21 protein-coding genes, 1 tRNA gene and 1 pseudogene are annotated in these 25089 nt (G+C 53.2%); 11 read left to right on the top strand and 12 right to left on the bottom strand.

What is annotated here, in order from left to right; genetic code table 11:
- Positions 1-186: 186 nt before the first annotated feature.
- Complete coding sequence (gene hmpF, locus IGQ15_RS10105; RefSeq protein ID WP_297051382.1) at positions 187-1872, top strand: pilus motility taxis protein HmpF; 1686 nt, start codon at positions 187-189, stop codon at positions 1870-1872.
- Positions 1873-1875: 3 nt separating this feature from the next.
- On the opposite strand, the gene IGQ15_RS10100 is transcribed toward hmpF, so the two are convergent.
- Positions 1876-2835: a tetratricopeptide repeat protein gene (locus tag IGQ15_RS10100; protein ID WP_297051380.1), complete on the bottom strand. Its 960-nt coding sequence runs from the start codon at positions 2833-2835 to the stop codon at positions 1876-1878.
- Between the two features lie 274 nt (positions 2836-3109).
- On the opposite strand from IGQ15_RS10100, the gene IGQ15_RS10095 reads away from it, so the two are divergent.
- Entirely contained in the window at positions 3110-5104 is a 1995-nt protein-coding gene (locus IGQ15_RS10095) for an elongation factor G (protein WP_297051379.1), read from the top strand.
- On the opposite strand, the gene IGQ15_RS10090 is transcribed toward IGQ15_RS10095, so the two are convergent.
- Entirely contained in the window at positions 5101-5949 is an 849-nt protein-coding gene (locus IGQ15_RS10090; protein ID WP_297051377.1) for a glycosyltransferase family A protein, read from the bottom strand. The two genes, IGQ15_RS10095 and IGQ15_RS10090, sit on opposite strands and share 4 nt — an antisense overlap.
- A gap of 100 nt (positions 5950-6049) precedes the next feature.
- Between IGQ15_RS10090 and IGQ15_RS10085 the strand changes: the two genes are divergently transcribed.
- Together IGQ15_RS10085 and IGQ15_RS10080 are read left to right on the top strand one after the other, a co-directional pair.
- A tRNA-Glu gene (locus tag IGQ15_RS10085) sits at positions 6050-6122 on the top strand.
- Positions 6123-6218: 96 nt separating this feature from the next.
- Entirely contained in the window at positions 6219-7382 is a 1164-nt protein-coding gene (locus IGQ15_RS10080) for a pyridoxal phosphate-dependent aminotransferase (protein WP_297051375.1), read from the top strand.
- On the opposite strand, the gene IGQ15_RS10075 is transcribed toward IGQ15_RS10080, so the two are convergent.
- The 4 genes and pseudogenes from IGQ15_RS10075 to IGQ15_RS10060 all read right to left on the bottom strand — a co-directional run bounded on the left by IGQ15_RS10075 (position 7379) and on the right by IGQ15_RS10060 (position 10103).
- On the bottom strand, positions 7379-7501 hold the full coding sequence (locus tag IGQ15_RS10075) for a hypothetical protein (protein ID WP_297051413.1): 123 nt from the start codon (positions 7499-7501) through the stop codon (positions 7379-7381). The genes IGQ15_RS10080 and IGQ15_RS10075 overlap by 4 nt on opposite strands.
- Before the next feature lie 44 nt (positions 7502-7545).
- A pseudogene (locus tag IGQ15_RS10070) lies at positions 7546-7590 on the bottom strand (hypothetical protein); the annotation flags it as partial.
- A gap of 264 nt (positions 7591-7854) precedes the next feature.
- A complete protein-coding gene (locus IGQ15_RS10065; RefSeq protein ID WP_297051373.1) occupies positions 7855-8751 on the bottom strand; it encodes an ROK family protein in 897 nt (298 codons plus the stop codon).
- A complete protein-coding gene (locus IGQ15_RS10060) occupies positions 8748-10103 on the bottom strand; it encodes an LCP family protein (protein WP_297051371.1) in 1356 nt (451 codons plus the stop codon). The genes IGQ15_RS10065 and IGQ15_RS10060 overlap by 4 nt, the downstream gene beginning before the upstream one ends.
- A 191-nt stretch (positions 10104-10294) precedes the next feature.
- Here IGQ15_RS10060 and cgtA point away from each other — a divergent pair, with 191 nt between their 5' ends.
- Positions 10295-11305 carry an Obg family GTPase CgtA gene (gene cgtA, locus IGQ15_RS10055; RefSeq protein ID WP_297051369.1) on the top strand — a complete coding sequence of 337 codons (1011 nt, stop codon included), beginning with the start codon at positions 10295-10297 and terminating at the stop codon, positions 11303-11305.
- Between the two features lie 4 nt (positions 11306-11309).
- The gene (locus tag IGQ15_RS10050; RefSeq protein ID WP_297051368.1) at positions 11310-12581 is read left to right on the top strand and encodes a HAMP domain-containing sensor histidine kinase; all 1272 of its coding nucleotides are present in this window, start codon (positions 11310-11312) and stop codon (positions 12579-12581) included.
- Between the two features lie 200 nt (positions 12582-12781).
- Here the strand turns inward: IGQ15_RS10050 and IGQ15_RS10045 are convergent, their stop codons facing one another.
- On the bottom strand, positions 12782-12904 hold the full coding sequence (locus tag IGQ15_RS10045; RefSeq protein ID WP_297051366.1) for a hypothetical protein: 123 nt from the start codon (positions 12902-12904) through the stop codon (positions 12782-12784).
- Positions 12905-13320: 416 nt separating this feature from the next.
- On the opposite strand from IGQ15_RS10045, the gene murJ reads away from it, so the two are divergent.
- Both murJ and dnaN read left to right on the top strand, forming a co-directional pair.
- Entirely contained in the window at positions 13321-14886 is a 1566-nt protein-coding gene (murJ, locus tag IGQ15_RS10040; RefSeq protein WP_297051365.1) for a murein biosynthesis integral membrane protein MurJ, read from the top strand.
- 100 nt (positions 14887-14986) lie between these two features.
- Complete coding sequence (gene dnaN / locus IGQ15_RS10035) at positions 14987-16096, top strand: DNA polymerase III subunit beta (protein WP_297051363.1); 1110 nt, start codon at positions 14987-14989, stop codon at positions 16094-16096.
- On the opposite strand, the gene IGQ15_RS10030 is transcribed toward dnaN, so the two are convergent.
- Complete coding sequence (locus tag IGQ15_RS10030; protein ID WP_297051361.1) at positions 16093-16725, bottom strand: CPP1-like family protein; 633 nt, start codon at positions 16723-16725, stop codon at positions 16093-16095. The two genes, dnaN and IGQ15_RS10030, sit on opposite strands and share 4 nt — an antisense overlap.
- 611 nt (positions 16726-17336) lie before the next feature.
- Between IGQ15_RS10030 and bchL the strand changes: the two genes are divergently transcribed.
- From bchL to IGQ15_RS10015, 3 genes are read left to right on the top strand one after another with little or no spacing between them, the layout of a single operon-like run.
- Entirely contained in the window at positions 17337-18182 is an 846-nt protein-coding gene (gene bchL, locus IGQ15_RS10025) for a ferredoxin:protochlorophyllide reductase (ATP-dependent) iron-sulfur ATP-binding protein (RefSeq protein WP_297051359.1), read from the top strand.
- A gap of 44 nt (positions 18183-18226) precedes the next feature.
- Positions 18227-18607: a DUF5331 domain-containing protein gene (locus IGQ15_RS10020; RefSeq protein WP_297051358.1), complete on the top strand. Its 381-nt coding sequence runs from the start codon at positions 18227-18229 to the stop codon at positions 18605-18607.
- A gap of 33 nt (positions 18608-18640) precedes the next feature.
- Positions 18641-20023 carry a ferredoxin:protochlorophyllide reductase (ATP-dependent) subunit N gene (locus tag IGQ15_RS10015; RefSeq protein WP_297051356.1) on the top strand — a complete coding sequence of 461 codons (1383 nt, stop codon included), beginning with the start codon at positions 18641-18643 and terminating at the stop codon, positions 20021-20023.
- Between the two features lie 41 nt (positions 20024-20064).
- Here IGQ15_RS10015 and IGQ15_RS10010 read toward each other — a convergent pair whose 3' ends face one another.
- From IGQ15_RS10010 to pilM, 4 genes are all read right to left on the bottom strand, one after another.
- Positions 20065-22227, bottom strand: coding sequence for an AMIN domain-containing protein (locus IGQ15_RS10010; protein WP_297051354.1), 2163 nt, complete (start codon positions 22225-22227; stop codon positions 20065-20067).
- Positions 22228-22321: 94 nt separating this feature from the next.
- Positions 22322-23059 (bottom strand): pilus assembly protein PilO, encoded by a 738-nt coding sequence (locus IGQ15_RS10005; protein WP_297051352.1) that lies wholly within the window; start codon positions 23057-23059, stop codon positions 22322-22324.
- Positions 23056-23754, bottom strand: coding sequence for a PilN domain-containing protein (locus tag IGQ15_RS10000; protein ID WP_297051350.1), 699 nt, complete (start codon positions 23752-23754; stop codon positions 23056-23058). The genes IGQ15_RS10005 and IGQ15_RS10000 overlap by 4 nt, the downstream gene beginning before the upstream one ends.
- Positions 23755-23765: 11 nt before the next feature.
- The gene (gene pilM, locus IGQ15_RS09995; RefSeq protein ID WP_363315841.1) at positions 23766-24845 is read right to left on the bottom strand and encodes a type IV pilus assembly protein PilM; all 1080 of its coding nucleotides are present in this window, start codon (positions 24843-24845) and stop codon (positions 23766-23768) included.
- Positions 24846-25089: the final 244 nt, after the last annotated feature.

Here is a 25089-nt window from a genome sequence, read left to right as displayed (position 1 = left end):
ATTCAGGCCACTGACGAACGCTTGCCGATGGGTGTTTAATAAAAATATAGGGTTCTGGATTCCAGCGATCGCGGACAGACGAAAAGTTGTATCTTGCGTTAGCTTAAATTCCTCATGCGTATTGTTACGGTTGTTGTATGTTCTAGTTGTGTGTCAGTCTCAGCGTTAGGGTAGAGGTCAAGGGCTGTGCAGTATCTCGCCGAGGTGATTAAAAAAACGGGTTTCATGGGGACGAAATCCGAGTTGAAGTTGTTGATGCGTGAGCAGTCGGGCTATTGGCACCCTGTTCCCCAAAACGAAGAAACGATTCCCTTTGACAACAGTCGTGACTACGGCAATGGTGTGTTGGTCTTTGTGGAAATGGCCGCCAACCGCCAAGTTCAAAACGTGGACGAAGCGGCCCGCCGTCTCACCGGTATTTTGCACGGCTTCACACGGATGCGTGAGCGGTTCCAAAGTCAAGAGGAAGAAATTGAAGGCTGGAAGCAATCCCTCTCCTATCAAGCGCAAGCCCTCAACCAACGGGAACAGGAATTTGAGCAGCGCAAAGAAGAACTCCAAGAACTAGAGGCGCAACTGGCCGGCGCTGAAGAGCAATTAGCACAACTCAACAAACTGCGAGAAGAATTGACCGCCGAGGAACAGCGGATTCAAGCAGAGCGGCAAGCCCTTGAAAATTTACGCCACCAAGTCCATCAAGAGCAGCAGCGCTGGGAACAACTCAAATCAAGCCACAGCGTTGGCCTATCCCCAGAACAAATTCGCCAAGTGGACTCGATTTTGCAGCAGTTGGCAGAGACCCTCAACAGTGGTAGCCGTCCCCAAATCGCGGAATGTTTTCAAATTTTAGACCAGCAGCAGGCCTTGCTGAGTCAATACTGGCAGCAATTGGAGCAACTGGAGCAGGAGGTGAGTCAACGGCAAGCCGCCTTAGAGGAGCAACTGCAAGCCTTCCATGCAAAGGAGGAGACGTGGCGCACCGCTCAAGAACAGTTTTGGCAAGACAGTCGGGCCATTGCCCTGCAGGAGGAACTCTGCCGCTACAAACAGTCCGTTCTTGAAAAAGAACGTCACCTCCTTGCCCAACAGGAGGAAATGATCCAGCAAATGCGCCAAGCCATGGTCAGTGATCTCACAGAGGCAGTGGATGTGAATGCCCTGATGAAAATGCCCATGGAGGAACTCGAAAAAGAAGTGGCCAACCGAGGCAATGATCTCAAACGTGCTTCTGCCTTTGTTAACGATCAAGAAGAAGAGCTAAAAATGGCTCTGGAGTCCCTAGCAGAACTGGAGCAAAAAGTCAAAGAAGCCAGTGACTTCGATCGCCTGCAACTGGCAGGCGAACTGGAGGACGAACGCCAGCGCTGTAATCTGCTCAATCAAGCTCTTGAAGGACAGCGGCAAAATATCCGTGAAAAAGAAGCGATCTACAAAATCCACAAACAAGTGCTAGAGGCGCGCAAGGATCCCGCCTCCCAACAGGGCATTAGCCTCATTCCCATCCTCAGTGAACTGGAGCGCCAGTTTCAAGAGTACAGTATGGCTGTCAATCAACTCGCGGAAGAATTGCAGCAGGCCTATACCGATCTCGAAAGTCTGCGCCACGACCTCGAAGAGCGGCGCAAACTGCAACAGCAGCAAAAAGATCAACTCAGTCAAGAAGAACAGGCACTGATTGAAGAGCAACGTTTAATCGCTGCCAAACGCGGCCAAGCGAATCTGCTGCGGGAAATTTTACAACCTGTCCAAGATCGCCTCAATCACCTGCGCCAAGGCCTAGAGGGACTGAACCAAAATATCCTCAATGGCCGTCCCGGTGCTCTCATTTCTGAATTGCAGCAGGTGGTCATGAATCTGGGACAAGGGGCTTAGTCGCTAATTGCGCTGCCGCATTGCATCTCGGACTTTGGTTGCCCCTGGGCGGTTATTTTGCTCACGGTACAGCTTCAAAGCCACTTGATAGGCACTGTGGGCCTCCTGCCGCCGCCCTTGGGCTGTCAAGGCTTTGCCCAAGCGGTAAAATCCTTCGGGATTCTTGGGATGGATCTGTGTGGCTTGACGATAAATCGCCGCAGCTTCAAGGGGATTGTTTTGCTGCATTAATAGCTCCCCAAAACTGAAGTAGGTGGCTACCCGTTCGGGTTGCAGGGTGATCAGGCGGCGGTAGGCTTGAATGGCTCGCTCGGCTTGATTTGCAGCAGCAGCCAGTTCAGCCACCTGTTGCAGCAGATCCGCATCCCACTGACCCAAGTTAGCCGCGCGATCAATCGCTTGCCAGCCATTGCTAGGATCGCCGGCGGCCAGAAGGGCCATCCCCAAGTTGAGTTGAATCGAGGCATTGCTGGGGGCAAGGGCTGCCGCCTGTTGCAGACAACTGAGGGCTTCAGGAATATTGCGTTGTTGGAGCAGCAAAACGCCTAATCCCTTTTGAGCCGCCCAATTGCGGGGGGCAAGACTGAGGGCGGAGCGGTAGGCCTGTATCGCGCCTTGGGGATCCCCCATGCGGGCAAGAATCACCGCCAATCCTTCATAGGCTTGGGCATTACGGTTATCGAGGCGAATGGCTTGGCGGTAGGCGGCAGCAGCCCCGTGGTTTTCCCCCATCCTCCCCAGACTGTAGCCGAGGGCATAGTAAAAATCAGCGTTTTGTTGATCCAGCTCAATAGCGCGTTGGTAGGCACGGGCGGCTTCGGCAAATTGTCCCTGCTGGGCATAGATGTAGCCAATGGCAGAATGCACGCGGGAATTAAGGCTCTCGCTCTGGAGCAGTTGCTGATAAATGGCCAAGGCTTGAGCATAGTTTCCTGCTTCCACTAGCCGTCGCCCTTCTTGCATCAGTGTGCTGACTTGGCTATTGGCATGTACTGGCGATGCTATCCAAAGGCCAAGACTGGCAATGCTAGCCCACAAAAGAGAATTGCAGCGCATCGTCAGTGAGTCCTCCTCGCAAACATTAACCTCAACTTAACGGTTGTTTACAGCTCTCTTAAGAGATACTGCAAATTCCGCCAAGGGCGATCGCCAAGGGTTAAGAGATCTAGTTAAGGCAAACTAAGGCTCTATTCTGGACAATTTTGACTCGAATGGCAAATCAAAAGGTAGGTGTGCGATGGCGAGACGATGCAACATTGCCCTTGTGGGCAGCTACAACAGCGGCAAAACAACCCTTGCAGAAAGCATTTTGCGCCTTACCCGCGCCACGAGTAGTAAGGCGAGTAGTCTTCTAGATACCAGTCCTGAGGCTCGCGATCGCCAAATGGGGGTGGAACTAAATGTCGTTCATACCCAGTATGGGGACTTGGAGCTGACGCTTCTCGACTGTCCCGGCTCGGTGGAATTGCTCCAAGAAACCCTCAATGCCCTCGTGGGGGTGGATATGGCGATCGTTGTCTGTGAACCCCTCAGCGATCGCGCCTTTACCCTAACTCCCCTGTTCAAATTCCTCGATGACTGGCAGATTCCCCATATCCTTTTTGTCAACAAGATGGAGCGTGCCCATGATCCCTACATGGAGATCCTCGCCGCCTATCGCCAAGTTTCCAGTCGTCCCCTTGTACCCCACCAGTACCCCATTTGGCAGGGAGATGATCTCCTGGGCTACATTGACTTGGTGACGGAGCAGGCCTATCACTACCATGCGGGGGCAGCGGCGGATTTAGTTCCCTTTCCTTCCGAATTACAAGCCGTTGAACAGGCCGCGCGGGCGGAGCTACTGGAGGCTCTAGCCAACTATGATGATCACCTCTTGGAGGAACTCCTTGAGGATATTGCGCCGCCGGAAAGTGAAATCATGGCGGATCTGCGCTGGGAGTTGGGAGCCGATTTAATTGTGCCCGTCTTTTTTGGCAGTGCGCAAACGGACTACGGTGTGCGTCCCCTATTGGCAGCCCTCGATCGCGAAGCACCCGATGCCACAGAAACTGCTGCGCATCGCCAGATCAACGGTGAAGAGCCTCTCGCCCAAGTGCTGAAGACCTTCTATCTACCCCAAGGAGGCGGCAAGCTCTCCCTTGTACGGGTCTGGCAGGGTACCTTGACCGATGGTATGAGCTTGAATGGGGTGCGCGTAGGTGGCATCTACCGTGGCCAAGGTACACAACTGGAATCCCTAGGACAAGCCACAGCGGGGGACATCGTTCTCTTGGCGCGGCTAGAGGGCATTCGTACCGGTGAGACCCTCAGTGTCAGTGGTCAGGCGGTGCCTTTGCCCTATGCACCCCAACTAGAACCTGTCTATGCCTTGGCCATTACCCCCAGTAAACGCAGTGATGAGGTGAAGCTCACCAGCGCGCTGCAAAAACTCCTTGAGGAAGACCCGGCGCTGCGCTGGGAACAGCATGGCGATACCCATGAAATTATTCTCTGGGGACAGGGTGACATTCACTTGCAGATTGCCCTCGATCGCCTGCGCCGCAAATATAACCTACCGATGCAAACCCATCTCCCCCAAGTCCCCTACAAGGAAACCATTCGCCGCAGCACGAAAAACAGTCATGGCCGCTATAAACATCAAACCGGTGGCCACGGCCAGTTTGGCGATGTGTACCTCGATATTGCTCCCCTAGAACGCGGCAGCGGCTTCCAATTTAGTGAAACCATTGTCGGCGGCGTTGTGCCCAAGCAATATATCCCCGGTGTCGAGCAAGGGGTGCGGGAATTTCTTAGCCGAGGACCGTTGGGATTTCCGATGGTGGATGTGGCGGTGACCCTCACCAATGGCTCTTACCACTCTGTGGATAGCTCTGAGCAGGCCTTTCGCCAAGCGGCTCGCCTCGCCATGCAAGCGGGAATTCCCCAGTGTGAACCGCAACTCCTAGAACCAATCATGGCGGTGCAGGTGTGGATGCCCCAAGCCTTTACGGCTAAGGTGATGCAGGCGTTGACGGGGCGGCGTGGTCAGGTTTTGGGCTACAGCAGTAAGGAGGGTTGGCCCGGCTGGGAACAAATTGAGGCTTATTTACCTCAAGCGGAAATGCATGACTTTGTGGTGGAGTTGCGATCGCTGACGATGGGCACAGGTGGCTTCCATTGGCAATTTGACCATCTTCAAGAAGTACCGGAGAAACTGGCCGCGACGATTGTCCAGCGCCACAAAAAAGCCTAGGCCACCAGTTGAGCCGCCTTGGCCTGCAATTCCTGAAGTCGTTTGGCCATAATCTGCTGAATCTGCGCCTCCTGCTGGCGATCGCTCGCATCAAGATCATCGGCCACGGTGCCGGGAGCAGCTTGGAATTTCTTGAGTTGACGGTCAAAGAAACTATTGGGAAAGCGGCGGTACTCAACGGTCTGCTGCTGGAGGCGGGCAGTGTGGCAAAACTGGTGCAGCCAATGGGCATAGGCCACATCCTCAGCCCCATAGCGAAATTGGCGAAATACCTCCTCTTCGGGAAAGCCGCCAATAAACTCATGGACTTCGCGGCGCACGGCGAGATTGAGCACCAGCGTTTGCTCGAGGCTCCTGTGCCAGTAGGGATGAAGGCGATCGCGACAATAGACCCCTGTGCGCACCGCCCCAAAATACGCTGGGGCATAGGGTTCCGGTAAGGGCTGATTCAACACCGATAGAGCTAAAAACAAATGCTCAGGGCGGTAGAGATCATCGGCATCACAGAAAAAAATTACCTCCCCCTTGGCCAAGCGCACCCCCATGTTCCGCGCTGCCGCAATCCCAATATTCGTCGGCAAGCCCACCAATTGTAGGGGCACCGTATTCGGCCATCCTGCCGTCGCCACATCACAGGTGTGATCCGTTGAACCATCGCTAATCAGGATGAATTCCCCCGCAGTGGCGTAGGGGAAGTGCTGTTGGAGGTAGCGGCAACTGGCGGCAATGCTCTCAAGGGTTTCTCGAAAGACCGTTTCTCCCCGCTGGGTCACCACATTGTAGGCGGGCATCACAATCGAGAAGGAACGCAGGCCAGCAAGTTCCACAGCAAGTCCCTCAGTCACTCGCCCTCATTTTCTCCTTAAGAGCGGCTGCGATGCAAAAATTTCCCAAGGTGTTGACAAACGCTCAGGGTATTCGCTACATTAACTAATGCTGAGTCTTGCCCCCATCGTCTAGAGGCCTAGGACACCTCCCTTTCACGGAGGCGACGGGGATTCGAATTCCCCTGGGGGTATCCTACACTGGCAACCTCAACGTGAACGGTCGATATTTGATTCGCCGATCCCCTGCCAAAGTGCCACAATACGGAAAGTAGTGCAGGAGACAAAGGATGGACTGGGCAACGCGGGTGATGCGGGTCACGCCGTCGGTAACGCTGGCGATTGATGCCAAAGCCAAGGCAATGCGCGCGGCGGGAGAGGATATCTGTAGCTTTAGTGCGGGCGAACCCGACTTTGACACCCCTGCCCACATTCGGGAGGCGGCGAAAGCTGCTCTCGATCAAGGCAAAACCCGCTATGGTCCGGCGGCAGGGGAACCGGCTCTGCGGCAGGCGATCGCCACCAAGCTCAACAACGATAATCGCCTGCCCTATCGTGCTGAAAATATTCTCGTCACCAATGGCGGCAAGCAGGCGCTCTTTAACCTGATGCTAGCCCTGATCAATCCCGGCGATGAGGTGATTATTCCTGCCCCCTACTGGGTGAGCTATCCAGAGATGGTGCACTTGGCTAGTGGCACGCCGGTCATTGTGGCAACGACGCCGGAAACCGGTTATCGGATTACTCCGGCGCAACTGGAGAAGGCGATTACGCCAAAAACGCGGCTCTTTGTCCTCAACTCCCCCAGCAACCCCACGGGCATGGTCTATACCCCCGAGGAAATTCGTGAGCTGGCGGCAGTGATTGTGCAGCATCAACTGTGGGTGGTGTCTGATGAGATTTACGAGAAGATTCTCTACGATGGGGCTGAGCACCTGAGCATTGGGGCTGTGAGTGAGGCCGCCTTTGAGCGAACCATTGTTTGTAGCGGCTTTGCCAAGGCCTATGCCATGACGGGCTGGCGCGTGGGCTACATTGCGGGGTCAGCGGACTTCATTCAGGCAACCACGAAGATTCAAGGCCACAGCACCTCAAATGTCTGTACGTTTGCCCAATATGGTGCCCTTGCCGCCTTAGAGGGAAGTCAAGCCTGTGTGGCTGAGATGGTGGCTGCCTTCCGCGATCGCCGTGCCTGTATGTATGAACGCATTTCTGAGATTCCTCGGCTGCGCTGTCTCAAACCCCAAGGCGCCTTTTATCTCTTTGTGGATATTAGCGAAACGGGCTTAAGTTCCGTAGAGTTTTGCGATCGCCTGCTGCAGGAGGAAAAAGTGGCCACAATTCCCGGTAAAGCCTTTGGCATGGATGATCACATTCGCCTCTCCTATGCCACGGATTTAGCCACCATTGAAAAAGGTCTGACGCGACTAGCAAAATTTGTCGAGCGCCTCTAAGTCCACAACCGCGCCATCGGCAGCAAAAACCCCGGCATCACTTCGCTACAATCAACGACCTCGGGGGCGTCCAGAACAACCACGTCCTCTTGGGGACGGTCGGGTGGCGGTCTTGGCAATTGATCAACAGCCCCAAGCGCACCCCTAGTCGCTGATATTCCTGCATTTTGGCGCGTAAGTGGTCAATCGGATCCGAAGGCGATCGCAACTCAGCAACGAAATCTGGTACAATGGGGATCTAGCCCGTGAGATCAACGCCCCCTCGGCAGAACTGAGCCATCCAAGGACCTCTGGGGAGAGTTTGCCTCCCCAAAGCTGTAAAATCATAGCCCATTGAGGAATCAAAAGCGCGCCCCAGTTGCATTGCGGACATTGAGCAGCAGCGGCGAGCTGCCCACGGGTGTCGTAGAAGTCATCACGGTTGGTTCAAGCAGAATAACTTAACTTGATCCTAGATCCTAGCGAAGGCGACTTAGAGATGGCCTTTCACGTATTTCCACGCTAGTTTGGCTGCACCGACAATGCCCGCCTGATTTCCAAGGGTCGCTCGCAAACAGTGGAGGTGATTGCGGGAAGTCGGCAGCACTCGCTCTTCCAATTCAGCAATCATCGAGGGAAAAAAGAGATCACTGGCGGCACTAATCCCCCCACCAATAATCACTGCTTCGGGGGTGAGGACATACACAAGGCTAGCAATGCCAGCGGCTAATTCGCGGCCATAGGTTTGCCAACGGGCGATCGCCTCAGGGTCGCCATTGTTGGCCCGCTCTGCCATCTCATGGGGTTCACAGCCCCACCGCCGCCGCAGGGCTTGGGCGGAAACGTGTTGCTCAAGGGAACCGCGATTGCCACTATTGCAGGGAGGTCCATTGTAGTCGAGGGTGATCAACCCCAACTCGCCGGCAGCGCCATCCCGACCGACAAAGAGATCGCCATTGAGGATAATAGCACCGCCAACCCCTGTCCCCAAGGTCAGTAAAATGAAATTCTTGAACTGACTCCCCGCCCCTAGCCATGCTTCTCCGAGGCCAGCACAGTTGGCATCGTTACCAATCACCGTGGGTTTGCCCGTCAGAGGTTCGAGGCTGTCACTAATAGGCACTTCGTACCAGTCAAGGTTAATGGCACGGCGGGCAATGCGACCAGTGGCATCCACCGGCCCCGGTATCCCCATCCCGATCGCCAACGCCCGATCCTCACCATCCAGTTCTTTAATTCCCTGCACAATGGCTTTAATCACCCGTTCTGGAAGGGGGGGCTGAGGAGTCGGCAACGTCAGGGCATTGAGGCAATCCCCCTTGGGACTAAAGCACCCCATTTTGATGGCCGTGCCACCAAGATCAACACCAATAACGTAGGGTTCATTCACAGAGATTTTGTGGGTCTCAATTGCAGGCGATCGCGGGCATCCTCGCCCAGTTGAATGGTTACATCCGATGCTAGCACACCCGTGCTCTCCACCCGCACTTCGCCAAATCCCAGGAACAACTGCACTTGACGGGCTGCTGCCAAATCCCCCTGCTGAGCAATGATGCGCGTAATCGGGATTGGCTGGGGCAATGGCCCTGCTACCAAAGGATCGGGGTAACCGGCGGTTTGCAGTTGCTGACTCAGGTGCATGACCAATGATTCTGGCAGGGTGGTATTTTGAATCGCAATCTGCACTTGGGCGGGGGTCGTCAAACCTGTTTCGCGCGGATCAGCAGTAGGGGCGTCACGGAAATACTGATCCGTCAGCCAAGCAATCCGTTGGTAATCAGGCAACCAATAGCTCACTTCCACTTCATCGGTGCTGCCATTAAAGTTCCCCGGCAGCATCAGAAACTCCACCCGCGATCGCGGCAAGCTAGTGAGGAATTGCCCCAAGCTCATCAGTTCTTCAACCGTTAAATTGGTATCCAAGTTTTCGCGAATAATGCTGAGAATTTGGGGCGTACGGGCAAGGGTTTCGGGGCGAGCCGTTTGCTCCATCAATGCCCGCAAAAACATCTGTTGTCGCTGCACACGGCCAATATCGCCAAGGGCATCGTAGCGAAAGCGCAGAAATTGTAGGGCTTGGTTGCCATTCAGGTGTTGTCGTCCGGGCTGCAAATCAATGTAGAGGCCCTGACTGTCATCCCGATAGCGCATGGCTGTGGGTACATCCAGCGTCACCCCCCCAAGGGCATCAATGAGTTTCTCAAGGCCTTGAACGTTAATGCTCAAATAGCGATCGATGGGCACATCCCCTAGCAAATCACTCACGGTTTCCGCCGCCAGTGCAGGTCCGCCGAGGGCATTGGCTTCGTTAATTTTGGCATCCCCCCGGCCGGGGATAAAGGTCAGTGTATCGCGGGGAATTGACAGCACTACTAAACGTTGCTGCACTGGGTCAAAGCGCACCAGTAGAAGCGAGTCCGATAGCCCCTCAACGGAATTAAGTAGGGCATGGTAGGTAAGGTTGGGGTCGGGTGGGGAGGTTAAGACCTTGGAGCCAATGAGCAGTAAATTCAAGGGTTGATGGAGCCTTGCCCCTGTCCAGCGATCGCCCCGTTGAAACACCTGCCATTCCCGACTGCTGAGCGATCGCTGCATGAGTGGTGTACTCTGACTCAATAGCCCCCACAGTGCCCCTAGGCTGCCGGAGATCAAGGCAACCCCTAGCCACAACACCAGTCGCCAAAATAAAACCCCTTCTTCAGGCGGCGCGGGCCCTCGTCGGCGTTGCCATCGAATAGACACTATTGCCTCGGCACACTAAAATTCCTTTAAGCCTACCATATAGCTCTCTTCTCCCATGACGTACATCAAGCGTCTTCGATAGGGAGTTTCACCCTTTGGAGTCCGAGCTACCCCCGTGAAAAGAACTGTCAACAAGTTGGCAAAATAGAATACACAAATATCCAACTCATACGCAACCCATTGCGGCCAAAATGCAATTTATTGACCTCGCGGAAATTCATGTCAAAGCTGGGAAAGGGGGCGACGGTATGGTTGCCTTTCGCCGTGAAAAGTATGTACCTGCGGGGGGGCCATCGGGGGGAAATGGGGGCAATGGCGGCTCGGTGATTCTCAAGGCAGTCTCCAATTTACAAACGCTGCTGGATTTTCGCTATGCCCATGTGTTCAAGGCGGAAAATGGCCAACGGGGCGGGCCCAATAACCGTACGGGTGCTTGTGGTGCGGATTTAGTGATAGAAGTGCCCTGCGGCACGATGGTTTGGGATGCAGAAACGGAGGAATTACTGGGAGACCTCACCACCCCCGGTCAAATGCTGCTGGTGGCCAAGGGCGGCAAAGGGGGGTTAGGGAATAAGCACTTCCTTAGCAATCATCAACGGGCACCAGACTATGCCCTACCGGGCTTGGAGGGGGAAGAGCGGCATCTCCGGTTGGAACTCAAGCTACTGGCGGAAGTGGGCATTATTGGCCTACCCAATGCGGGTAAGTCCACGTTGATCTCTGTACTGTCAGCAGCGCGACCGAAGATTGCTGATTATCCCTTTACAACTTTGGTGCCCAATTTAGGTGTGGTGCGCCAACCCAATGGCGATGGAACTGTGTTTGCTGACATTCCGGGTCTGATTGCCGGTGCCCATGCGGGTCTGGGGTTGGGGCATGAGTTTCTCCGCCATATTGAGCGCACACGTCTGCTGCTGCACTTGATTGATGCCACGGCTGAGGATGTGGTGGCTGCCTACCAAACCATTCGCGATGAACTAGTGGCCTATGGCCACGGCTTGGGCGATCGCCCGCAAATCATTGCCCTGAACAAAATTGATGCCCTAGAGGCTTCGCAAATTACGGCTATTCAAGAGACCCTCGCTGCCTATGTGGGTCAACGGGTTTTTGCCATCTCTGCGGTGGCGCGTCAGGGGTTAGAGCCTCTCCTAGATGCCATTTGGCAGGAACTGGGGGTCAGCGTTTCCCATCCGTATTCTTGATTTGATGCTTCGTGCGATTCAATACCGCCTTGCACTGTGGTATGTGGGGGTGACGGCACTCCTGCTCCTTATCTTTGCCACGGGGTTCTTTTTCTATGTGCGGGGAACGCTGATTGAGCGCATTGATGACACCCTCAGCCACGTTGTTGAGGTGGTGAGTCGCTCTCTCATTATTGACACGGGTACGGCGGAAGCCATTGATTGGCAAACCAGTTTAGGCAGTAGTCCCCTTGCGGTGCTGGAGGAGGATCACATTGACCTTGAGGGGTTTACCCCAGATCAGCAGTTGGCTTGGAGCACGTTTTCAGAACCCCTGGATCTGCCCTTGCATCTCAGCCGGACGGCAGAAACGGTACAGGTAGGCGAGGATCGTTGGCTACGGCAGATGACAGTGGCCTTAGTGGTGGGCGATCGCCTCTTGGGCTATTTACGGGTCAGCCATCCTTGGTTCGAGGTGACCCAACCGAGTCAGGCTCTACTCTGGGATCTGTTGGTCGGCATTACCATCACGCTGACACTGGTGAGTATTAGTGGCTGGTTTCTGTCACGGCTGGCGATCGCCCCCTTGCAGCAGTCCTATGCTTATTTGAAGCAATTTACCGCCGATGCTTCCCATGAATTGCGCAACCCCGTGGCCCTCATTCAAACCAATGTCCAAGTTGCCTTAGCCACTGCGGATCCGGAAACTCAACGCCAACAACTCCTAGTCATTGAACGCCTTAGTCGCCGCCTCGGCCGCTTGGTGGATGATTTGCTCTTTCTAACTCGTCAAGATAGCGGCATGATTCCCCTGCAGGCCCAGCCCTGCCACCTTGATGCCCTTCTACTGGGGGTGATTGAGGAGCAGACGCCCCTGATCGAGCAAAAGCACCTCCAACTGGAGTTGGAGCTTGCGGATCCCCAGACCTCGGAAGCGGCAGCCTATCGCCTTTGGGGCAACCCCGATCATCTCAGCCGCTTGTTAACGAATATCCTCAGTAATGCCGTGCAATATACCCCTGCGGGAGGTCAGATTCAGGTGAGGTTGGGTCAGCAGGGCAAATTCTACCGCGTAGTCATTGCCGATAATGGACCGGGGATTCCCGCCAGTGAGCTGCCCCGCCTGTTTGATCGCTTTTATCGCCTTCAGGGCACAAAGTCCGAGGGGACGGGTTTAGGGCTAGCGATCGCCCAATCCATTGTTCAGGCCCATCGAGGTCAGATTCAGGTTACTAGCGAAGTCGGTCAAGGTACTTGCTTTACGATTTTGCTGCCTCTCGATCTTCGCGAAGGCTGAAACTATTTCCCAACTTTAACCAACCCTGTTTACTGAAGTTCCCCACTGACCTTAGCCTGATCTGAGGCCACTAAAAATAGCTGCTTACGGGCACGGGTCATGGCAACATACAGTTCACGCTGCAAAAGCAATACTTGTTCTTGCTTATCTGCGTAACAATCATCAAACTGATTCAGCTAAATTTCCCCGCTGATTTTTAATCATGTGCCAAGCCAAATTAACAACTCTTGGGTATTGCGAAAGTTCGTCCGAAGATAGCGCGATCGCCCCCGTGCCCAAATTCCCAGTTGAGTCCAATTACTGATGTTCAAAGTTTTGTACATATTGACTTGATATTGACTTGCTCTTTATCTAAAGATTGAGCAGTATCAGGGACAATCACACAATCACAAATGTCCCATTGACACCCCCTTGGTTACTAATAAAGCACTTAAAAACCAGTGGGATTCAAAACTATGCGCTTCATCAATTAGAACCGCATCGTATTGAGGAACAGTTCGGTCACCATCAATAAGATACTTGAGTAAACACCAGCCCTTGTTTTGTGTTCGGCACTAATAGCGATCGAGCAGGTCTTCAACGCGTGTTAAGACAGTCCTCATCAAAAGGATTAAACACGCTGAAAACAGTGAAAACTAATCTGAGACAGGCGGCATATTTTTAGAAAAGGGCTGTAACTGGTACGATCATTGCGAGAGTCACCCCGAAATGAGCCAGTTTCATTAGGATTGCCACCACTGTGGAAAAGAAATCGCGTTCGCTTGCCCACATTGCCACCATTGTTGCCGTTGCTACGCTGTTGAGTAAAGTCGCGGGACTGGTTCGCCAGCAGGCGATCGCCGCCGAATTTGGTGTTGGCGCCGCAGTGGATGCCTATAGTTATGCCTATGTGATTCCGGGGTTTCTCTTTGTGCTCTTGGGAGGGATCAATGGCCCGTTCCACAGTTCGATCATCAGTGTGGTTCTCAAGCAACCGCCCGAAAAAGTCGCGCCCCTGGTGGAAACCATTACCACCGTTGTAGGTACCCTATTGCTGGTGCTGACCGCAATTTTGATGGTGCTGGCTGACCCCTTGATTCAACTCATTGCCCCCGGTGCCAGTCCAGAGATTCAAGCCTTAGCCGCAGAGCAGTTTCGGATTATGACGCCCTTGGCCGTACTCTCGGGTTTGATTGGCATTGGCTTTGGCACGCTCAATGCTGCGGATCAGTACTGGTTGCCTTCCATTAGTCCCCTGTTGTCCAGCTTGGCGGTGATTATTGGCATTTGGTTCTTTGCCGATCAATTTGGCCCAGCGGTGCTCGCTTGGGGAACCCTAGCGGGAGGGGTACTGCAATGGCTCGTACAGATTCCTGCCCAATGGCAAGCTGGCATGGGCACATTGCGATTACGTTTTGATCTCAATCGTCCCGAGGTGCGAGAGTTAATTCAACTCATGGGGCCTGCTACCCTATCGTCGGGAATGCTCTTGATCAGCGTTTATATCAGTCTTTTCTTTGCCTCCCAGTTGCCTGTGGGTGCTGCCTCGGCTTTGAGTTACTCCCAACTCCTATTTCTGACGCCCTTAGGGATTCTCTCCAATGTAATCCTTGTGCCCTATATGCCCATTTTTTCAAAGTTGGCACAGCCAGAACATTGGCCGGATCTCAAGGAACGCATTCGCCAGAGTTTGGTACTCACTGCCTTGAGTATGATGCCCCTCGGTGGCATGATGGCAGCTTTGGCATTGCCGGCAGTGCGGGTGGTCTACGAGCGGCGTGCCTTTGATTTTCAGGCCTCCCAACTCGTGGCGGCCCTACTATTGGTCTATGCCATTGGTATGTTTTTCTACCTTGCCCGCGATGTCATTGTCCGCGTCTTTTATGCCCTAGAGGATGGCCGCACACCGCTCTACATCACCCTCTGGGGATTGGGATTTAATGCCCTGTTTTGCTTTTTCTTTACCCAAGCCTTTGGTGCTGTCGGTTTGGCAATGGCCACTGTTGGGGTGAATACCGTATCGTTTATTGCCCTGACTTGGATTTTGCACCGTCGTTTGGGAGGGCTACCTTGGGGGGAGCTAATTGTGCCGTTGTTGGGAATTGCCCTAGCCAGTGTTCTCAGCGGTGGGGCAGGTTGGGGTGCCCTTAAAGGACTGGAATTGCTCTGGGGGCGGGAAGGCTTGGGGGTGCAACTGTTGCAGTTGGCGATCGCCGGCAGTGTCAGCCTGATTGTTTTTGCGGCGGCTATCTCGCCCCTAGATCTACCGGAGCTAGAGTTTTTCCTCAGCAAAGTACGGCGGTTTTTACCCAAGCGATGCCAGTAATAGATTGCATAGTATGCTAATAGATCGGCCAAGAACGAGCCGCGTTTTTCCTTCTCTCCGTTGCCTCTTCATTGCATCTGCCTCTGCCGTGGAGTAGACCATGAAAGTTGTTTGTTCACAATCGGTTCTCAGTAGTAAGCTTGCCCCCCTGAGTCGCGTTGCCCCTAGCAATCCGTCGCACCCGATTTTGGCAAATATTCTCCTGCAAGCTGAGGGTGGCCGCCTCGGACTCTCCGTTTTTGATCTCAGTTTGGGGATGCAAATCTGGCTCGATGCAGAGGTCAAGGTGCCGGGGGCAATTACTGTTTCTGCCAAGCTCTTTAGTGAGATGGTGTCGCGGATGCCCAATCGCGATATTGAGATTACGGCGGAAGATACGCGGGTGATCCTCGACTATGGCAGCGGTTTCTTTGAGATTCAGGGGATGAGTGCCGAGGAATTTCCTGCCCTGCCCACATTAGAGGATGTGACACCTGTAACCTTGACCGCAGAGGCATTGCGGCGGGGACTTCAGGGGAGTTTATTTGCGGCGAGCACCGATGAAACCAAGCAAATTCTGACAGGGTTGCACGTGACTTTTGAGGTCGATCGCCTTGAGTTTGCGGCGACCGATGGCCACCGCCTCGCCGTTACGGTGACTGAACAGCCTGTACCGGAAGCCCTCTCGCCGATTACGATTCCCGCAAAATCTCTCAAGGATCTAGAGCGGCTGATGGCGAAACAGGATGGGGATGTAGCGCTGCGCTGTGACCCTACCCAAGTGGTGTTTGATATTGGCAATGATGCTTGCATTACTAGCCGTCTGTTGGAGGGTCAGTACCCCAATTACCGCCAACTCATTCCGAAAACCTTTGCTCGCCAGGTCACGGTTGAGCGATCGGCTCTAGCGGATGCCCTAGAACGGGTGGCGATTCTTGCGGCTCAAAAGAATAACGTCGTCAAAATCAACATTGATGCCGAGACCCAAGAACTCAAACTCTCCGCTGAGGCTCCGCAATTGGGAAGTGGTGAAGAAAATGTGCCGGCTCAGATTTCTGGGGAGTCGATGGAGGTGGCCTTCAATGTCAAATATCTTCTCGAAGGACTGAAAGTGATGAATAGTTCAGATGTGCAACTGCAACTCAACGGCGAAACTCAGCCCGCGATCCTCCTGCCCCTTGGGGAAGCGCAGATGAAATACTTGGTGATGCCGATTCAAATTCGCAGTTAGCGCAGGAAATTGCTGGTGAGCCAAAAGGTGACAAAAATGCCAATGCCCACCAGTTGATCCACATTGAGGAAAACCCCCGGCAGACCAAGCTGGTAGATACCTACGGCAATCACGGCGCCCAAAATGAGGGCAAGCAGGGTGATCAAAAAGGCGCGGCCAAGGCGTTGTTCTTTGCGTTGCAGCCACACTAGGTTAAAGCCAACCCCCAGGGACAGCACCAATGCCAAGGTATCGGGATTGGCCTGAGACAGCCCGATCGCCATCAGAACGCCATAGACCGTTGAGGTAATGGCAATGCCCCGCAGGTTGGGGGTGTCCAACTGTTGCTGCCACCACTGAAGGGCAGGATGATTCGCAATGCGATTTGGCTTAGCTGGCGCCGGTTCATTGAGTTGCTCAGCGTAGCGAATGCGCTCGGGCACTTTGATTTTGCCCTCTTGGCGTTGCCGCAGCCGATCCATCAAAATTGCATCGTAGGCTGCTTCAATTTCGGTACGCTGCCGTTCATCCCCCGAATGAGCTGCTAATAGCGCATCCCGTGCTTCTTTAATCTGCTCGAAAGAAGCGTCTTCCGGCACTTGCAGCTTTTCGTAGGGGTTGTCACTCATGGCAAACTGATCTTTGTTCATTGGCCATTCTTACGGGCAGTATCAACAGCGGAGTGAAGGCTATCCTACAGCTTAACGATGCCCTACCTTTCCAAGGAGCCAATTTTGCCCGTTGGCAGAGAAAAACGCTGTAGCACAATCACCTTCCCTCAAATTCTAACCACTTCCTAGAGAAAACGAGAGAAAGTAGCGCTCAAAGCAATGCAACCGTCTAAATTGTAACAAATCATTTACTTTCGATATTTTTAATAATTCTTTACAACGATGCGGGCGATCGCCCCCTAGGAGCAAGGTTTCTTTTTTTCAGATTTCTTTTGGCGCGATCGCTGGGCAGACAAACTTTAGCTTTAGGTTCAATCGGTCAGGGGATGACTTGGCGGGGGGGATTTTTGTATTTTTGTTTTATTTAAATCCAAAACTAACAGCAAAAAAACGAAAAATAACTTCTTAAAGGATCAATATTTTCCTAAGAGACTTACCAAACTTGAAAAAAGGCCTTGCTCATTCTCAAATAACTTAAAATTTTATTACATAAAAATAATTTTATTGACCGCTGCGACTTCTAGCGATCGCTGGCCGAGAATAGCAGTTAGGTCATCGTGTCGCTCCATTACTTAGGAGGCAAAGTCAACGTGAAACTTGCAGTGTACGGTAAAGGCGGAATTGGCAAATCCACCACCAGTTGCAACATCTCAGTGGCGCTGGCGCGTCGAGGCAAGAAAGTTCTGCAAATTGGCTGTGACCCCAAACACGACAGCACATTTACCCTGACAGGCTTTCTGATTCCCACCATTATTGACACGCTCCAAGCCAAGGACTACCACTACGAAGATGTCTGGCCAGAGGATGTGATCTACAAAGGCTATGGCGGTGTGGATTGTGTCGAAGCAGGTGGCCCCCCGGCCGGGGCAGGCTGTGGTGGCTATGTTGTCGGTGAAACCGTCAAGCTGCTCAAGGAACTCAATGCCTTTGATGAATACGATGTCATACTCTTTGATGTTCTGGGGGATGTGGTCTGTGGTGGCTTTGCTGCCCCCCTTAACTATGCCGATTATTGCCTGATTGTCACGGATAATGGCTTTGATGCCCTCTTTGCAGCCAATCGCATTGCCGCCTCCGTCCGTGAAAAAGCGCGCACCCATCCCCTGCGCCTCGCCGGTCTTATTGGCAATCGCACCAGTAAGCGGGATCTCATTGAAAAATATGTGGAAGCAGTTCCCATGCCCATCCTTGAGGTGCTGCCGCTGATTGAGGATATTCGGGTGTCGCGGGTCAAGGGCAAAACTCTCTTTGAGATGGCTGAAAGCGATCCCAGCCTCAACTATGTCTGTGACTACTACTTGAACATTGCCGATCAAATTTTGGCTCGGCCTGAGGGTGTGGTGCCCAAGGATGCCCCCGATCGCGACCTCTTTGCTCTGCTATCTGACTTCTACTTAAACCCACAGGGGTTAGAACGGCCACTGGCAGCGGTCTAAAACTCCCCTAGAATACTCCACGGAACCCCTTCGCTGGAGTGAGTATGAACCCTGAACAATTACGGCAAACTGCACGCAGTAAGTGGCTGGCCTACTACCAACAAAACCGCCATTGGATTGTCCGGTTGGCGATTTGGAGTACCTATCGCAGTCAACGGCGCCCCTCCTCAAGTTTTATTTTGGGGGTGCTGACGGCTTTGGAACCACGCCTACTGGATGCCCTGCCCGTCATTGTCGAACTCAGCAACGATCCCGATCGCATTATTTCTGCCCTTGGTTTGAACTTCAACCCCGACGAAGAACTGGCCAATCGTGATAACCCTGCTCAACTGTCCCCAGAACCTCGCTTACTACCCCCCAAGCCCTTTGTCAGTAATCGGGCTGAAGAACACGGTGAGGAGGCCGCTCAACGTCATCAAACCTAGTTCCGATAGTTTCTAAATTTGGAGGCTCTCCCTATGACTGCCACTGCTCCCAATGCCCTCAACTTTGAGTGTGAAACAGGCAATTACCATACGTTTTGCCCCATAAGCTGTGTGGCGTGGCTCTACCAAAAGATTGAAGATAGTTTCTTTTTGGTCATTGGTACCAAGACCTGTGGCTACTTTTTGCAGAATGCGATGGGGGTGATGATTTTTGCGGAACCCCGTTATGCCATGGCGGAGCTAGAAGAGGGGGATATTTCGGCGCAACTCAATGATTATGAAGAGCTAAAGCGCCTCTGCCTCCAAATCAAGCGCGATCGCAACCCCAGTGTCATTGTCTGGATTGGCACCTGCACCACGGAAATTATCAAAATGGACCTGGAGGGACTGGCGCCCAAACTAGAAGCCCAAATCGGCATTCCCATTGTTGTTGCTCGTGCCAACGGTCTCGACTACGCCTTTACCCAAGGAGAAGATACGGTGCTAGCGGCCATAGCCGCTCGTTGCCCCACGCCCACAGCAGTGAGTGATCCAGAGGAACGCAACCCCATCCAACGCCTTCTCAACTTTGGCAAGAAAAAAGAGGATGTCCAAGCTGAATCCCAACAGTACCACGACCACCCACCCCTTGTTCTCTTTGGCTCCCTGCCAGATCCCGTGGTGACCCAACTGACCTTGGAATTGAAAAAACAGGGCATTAAGGTCTCAGGATGGCTGCCTGCCAAACGCTATACCGAATTGCCCGTCATTGATGAGGGCTACTACGTTGCTGGTGTGAATCCCTTCCTCAGTCGTACCGCCACTACCTTGATTCGCCGCCGCAAATGTCAACTCATTACAGCCCCCTTTCCCATTGGTCCTGATGGTACCCGCGCCTGGATTGAACAGATTTGTGCTGCGTTTGGCATTCAGCCCCAAGGCCTAGCGGAGCGTGAAGCCGAGACTTGGGAAAAACTCAGTGACTACCTTGAATTGGTGCGAGGCAAATCGGTCTTTTTCATGGGGGATAATCTCCTGGAGATCTCCCTAGCGCGGTTTTTGATTCGCTGTGGTATGCGGGTGCATGAAATTGGCATCCCCTACATGGACAAACGCTACCAAGCAGCCGAGCTAGCACTCTTGACGAAGACTTGTACCGAGATGGGGCATCCCCTGCCCACCATTGTTGAAAAACCCGATAACTATAACCAACTCCAGCGGATTAAGGCGCTCCAGCCCGACCTTGTGATTACGGGTATGGCTCATGCCAATCCCCTTGAAGCCCGTGGTATCAGCACCAAGTGGTCTGTGGAATTCACCTTTGCTCAGATTCACGGCTTTGGCAATGCCCGCGACATCTTGGAACTGGTGACTCGCCCCCTACGGCGCAACCAAGCCCTTGTGGGATTAGGCTGGCAGAAACTGGTTGCCAACTAAAAAAATACCCCTCTCAGTGGATTGAGGGGGGCAAGCCAGACTTAGAAGCCCTGTTGTGGCGGCTGCAAAATCCGATTTTGGATATTGGGCGGCATACTACCCGGCGTTGGCGAGTACTGATAGCCAAAACCCGCATTCTGCGTATCATCAATGATTTTCGGTGTCACCATCACCACCAGTTCATTGCGTTGACGCTGGTTAGATTCCCGTCGGAACAACCGACCCAGTAGGGGAATGTCCCCTAGGATTGGAATCTTGGTTACCAGTGAGCGATCCTGATCTTGGATAATGCCCGCCAGCATCAACGTTTGGCCATCGCGCAAGCGAATCCGCCCCGACTCCATCCGCCGCTGCGAGAGCAGTGTCCCTGTCGAAGGGTTAACAATTCCCGGAAACACGACCGAATAGGTGCCACTAGGAGCACTCACTTCAGGAGAGAGTTGCAGTGTAATGAAGCCATTATCATCAATTTGCTCCACTGTAACGTTAAAGATAACCCCCGCTGGTCGAATAATCGGCCTAACCGTCTGAGCTGCGATAGCGGCACCGCCACCTGTACCCGTTGTCTGGGCAGTCGATTCTATACCAGAGAAAATCTCCTGAGTTAGGTTGACTTGAGCTGCACTTCCCTCTTGAATGATCAACGTTGGATTACTCAGAATCGTAGCGTTGTTATTTTGAATGGAAAGTTGAAGCTGTGCAAAAAAGTCACTGAGAAGATTGCCAACTGGCACACCCGGGACTGGAGGCAAAGGCTCAGGGGTCAAGCCACCAACATTGGGTGTTGTACCACGGATGATCGTTAATCCATCAGGATCAAAAATTGCGCCCCAAAGGCTGCCACCAAAGTTTGTAATTAAATCTGCATTGGCATTGCGGTTACGCAACAGGTTCACATCAATAAACTTGACATTCACCATCACCTGTCGCTTACGGATATCAAATTGCTGAATTAGTTGGGTGGCAATTTCCACTTTACGAGGGGTACCAATCAATGTCACTGTGTTGGTGCGTGGGTCACCGACGACCTCTAGCCCCCGCAGGAGTGAGCTGCGACAAATTTGACCGACAACCCCGCCCGCTGCTGCTGGTACTTGAAGCTGCTCACAACCGGTTGTGGGTTCTGCCCGACCTGTATCTGACAAGTTGGCGCCATACATTTCTAAAAGCTGCACAGCACCCAACTGCAAGTCACCCTCACGGGTACGGGTTTCACGGTTGAGAGAAGTTTGAGCTGTTGTCTGAGCTTGCCCACCGGTTGTATCCCCAGAGCCAATGGTGCCCCCCGTTTGAGCCTGAGAGGCGATTTCCCGTGTGGTTGAGCCAGCGCCAAAAACGCGCATTTGATTGAGGCGGATTGTGCGGACAATGCGGTTTTGGGCATCGGGGGGCAAAGATTGACCGATAAAGATGGTGCGGCCTTGGCGATTGGCTTTGAGGTTGGTGACCCGCAAGACGTAGTTGAATACGTCTTGAACGGATTCATTCTCGATATCGAGGGAGATGGCTACACCACCCGCTTCTCCATTGCCTTCGGGAAAGACAACGTTCATATTGGCGGCACGAGCCAGGAGGGAAAGAACCTCCCGCACTGGAGCCTCCCGCAGCAATAGGCGGGGAATCCGTTGATTGGTGCCCAGTTGAATCACATCGGGATCGGCATTGACCGGGCTAATGAGCATATCGCCAACAGGCGGTGGCACTGGGCGCGGTAGAAAAGGCGGCACCGCACTAGGGCCCGGGGGCATGGCCATGGGTTGACCACTGGGGGACACTTGAGGACCAGCGGGCGTTTGAGCCGTAATGAAGTTAATTTGCAGGCCACCACGTCCTTCGCGAATGACTTCACCAATGGGGGCAGCACTCATGCCATTCACAATGACGCGGATGGTTCTGGCGTCCAGTTGCACCACCTCGACGGAGGAGATACCGGGGGCAGGGTTATTTTGGCGGAAGGCCCCCCCTTGGGGTAGGCGCAGTTGGCTATTGGTAATGTCGGCAATGGAGGCATTACCTCGGTTGACGGTGAAAACCGCTGGCCGTACATTTCCCTGCACGTTGAAAAGGAGCTGGATACCGTTAGCAGCGGTCACAAGGCGAATGCCCGTAATTTCAGTTGCAGCCGCCCAAGTAGGCGTTTGACCTGCAGCAATGAGGGCCGTTGTGGCCACCCCTAAGCCGAGACGATGTAAAAGCTGACTCACGATGCTTGACTCCTCACAAATGCCACCAAACGTACGAAAAGAGAATGCAACTCAGTCCCAAAGCAATCTACGTTGCTTCTTTGATTGCCATGCGCTATTGCTGTTGTGGTTGCTGCGGTTGTCCTTGCTGCTCACCTCCTTGGGGCTGCCCCTCTTGGGGTGGTGGTGCCAGAGCGGCAATTTCTTCAGGGGTTAGGGGTACATAAGACATAAGCTTAAACGTGGCAATCACTTCACCGGGCTTATCAGCAACTGCTTCCATCGTCAGGTTGTTAATGACCAGGAAATTCTGTTGCCGATCAATTTCTTGCATGATTTGGATGATGCTGGGAAATGGTCCTTGAACTGTTATATTGGTAGCCTGCCTTTTTAGTTTGGCATTTAATTCGGGGCCAAGGGAGCCATCTTGGACAATTCCTGAAGCTGCACTATCGGGTTCAAAGGTATTGAGTCGAGCGCCGCTTTTGAGGATGAGCCGGTTAATGTCAAGGAGAAGGGTGTCTAGGGCTTCCTGAGTGGCAAAGAGCGATCGCACATCACGGTTTTCCTGTTTGGCTCGCTCTAAACCTGTTACTACATCATTGAGTTGCTTAAGGATCGCTTCCCGCTGGGAGAGGTTGTTTTCCTCTTGGCTAATTTCTTCCTGTAGCTTGGCAGCTTCCTCAAGCTTGGGGGCAATGAGAAGACTCCCTAGATATACCGCTGCTCCCAAACCGACGAGGGCAATCAGTCCCCCACTAACCACAGGGGTCAGGGTAATACCAAAGACCGTCGGATAATTTGGTGCGGGTTCTTCAATTGGGGGGCCGCCAAAATCGCCAGTTAGAGTCATTGCTGTACCACTCCTTTTTCTTTAAGAAATTGAATCCGCGCCACCAGTCCTTCAACACCATTGGCGGCAAGTTCTTTAAGGAGTTCCGAGGCCGGCACGCTGGCGATCGCGGTCTTGATGCTGAAGGAAATCCTTGCGGTTGTCTCTTCCTCCCGTTGATTTGTCCGCTCCGCCTTAACGAGTTGGGTAGCCTTGCCATCAAGGAAGGGAGAGCGATTTTGCAAGAGCAAGAGAAAGTCACTGACTGCATCAAAGGATATGGCTGTGCCTTCAATTGTCAACTCTTGCGGTGTTGCTCCTGCTTGGCTAATCCGCCGAATTTCTACCCCTGCTGGGGTTTGGATGGCTATATCGCGCATCACCGCCGACCAAGGTTTGACTTGATTGAACACAGTGGCTAGAGCTTTGGTTTCTGCGGCAACCTGCTCCTGCTCTTTCTTAATTTCATCCATACGTTGCAGGTCTGGGGAAATGGCGGCGAGGCGATCCTGAATACTTTTTTGCTTATTCGTCAGTTGTTGCAGCCAGAGGTTCGCACCCACCGAGCCGAGGAGAGCTAGCCCCACAAAGAAGAGGGCAGCGACACCACCAATAATGATCGGCACATTGTTTATTCCGGCTGCTGAGGTTGTGGTAGCAGCCATGCCCCCCACTTCGGGACGTTCTTTGAGGAGGTTAATCTCAATTGAGTACATCGGGGATGCTCCTAAGCGCCACGCAGACCAAGACCAATCACCGTGCCGAGGGCAGGGCGTTTTTCGAGGGGAATTTCTTCGGGGGTTTGTAGTCCCAGCAAACTAATGGGGTCAACCAAAGTAGTGGCATAGTTGAGCCGCTGACTAAAAAACTCATCCACTTGACCAATACTGGCACCGGGGCCTGCAAGCAGCAACTGCGACACCTCTAGACTCTCCCCTTGGTTGAGGTAAAAGTCAATGGAGCGGCGAATTTCGTCTGCGAGATCGGAGAGCACTCGCAAAATAGCGGCACCACTGGGGTTGAGTGCTCCGGTCACATCCATCGGCTCTAGGGGAACGGTCAGATTCTCGAGCAGGTCAACGCCCATCGAAGGGGGCAAGTTCATGGCGCGGCTAATGGCTTCTTGCATCCGTTCTTTGCCAATGGGCACTTTGCGGTTGAACTGGGGAATGCCATCCTTGACGATGCTGATTTCTGTGCCCTCGTCGCCTATATCAATAATTGCTGCTGCTTCGCCCACAAATTGCTGTAGTGAATCCCGCAGGGTACGCATGAGGGCAAAATTGGTCACTTCAAGGGCTGTGAGTTGTAAACCCGCTTGGGTAAAGGCATTGATATAGGCATCGGTGACTTCGCGGGGCGTGCCCACGAGCAAAATTTCTACCCGCTCAATGCCATCTTCATCAAGGGAGGTTCCCAGCTTTTGATAGTCAACATCGGCCTCTTCACGAGGAAAGGGAAGGTACAGTGGGGCTTCCTGCATGAGAACCACTTCCCGTAATTCATAGTCGGGTAATTCCGCAGGCAGGCGAATCAGGCGAATCACGGCTTCATTCATGGGAATGGCACTGATCACCTCTTTTTGTTTGATGCGTTGATCCTCAATCCCTTGACGGATGGCATCGGCAACGGCGGTGGTGTCAATGATGCGGCCTTCTTCAATGGCGCCTTCACTGAGGGGCACTGAGGCCATGGCCGTCATTTTCAGGCCCTGCTTTTGCCGCTGAAGCTGCACGATATTGACCCGCTCTGGGGTGAGTTCAATCCCCAAGCCCTGCTTTGGTTTTGCAAATAGATTTCCCAGCACAATATCACCCACCAGTGAACGGTCAAGTTTGCATTAGCGATATGGCGTGAAGAGTGAAGTCGAGAACAAGGCCACACCCTACCTGACAGGGTTATGGAAACACCTGTGTGGCTAAAGCAATCATAACCAATGTGCATCGGCTCTTTCCAATGCATTGGTATGGTTTGCAAAGTGGCTTTATGCAAAACTTGACCGATCGCCCTTGGGGAAAGTCACCACGATCGCCAAATAACGGCATCAGTTT

This window comes from Thermosynechococcus sp. M98_K2018_005, from assembly GCF_015295825.1.
Lineage (GTDB): Bacteria > Cyanobacteriota > Cyanobacteriia > Thermosynechococcales > Thermosynechococcaceae > Thermosynechococcus.
Note: the sequence above shows the minus strand (reverse complement) of the source record. Positions and strands in the feature narration are given on the sequence as shown.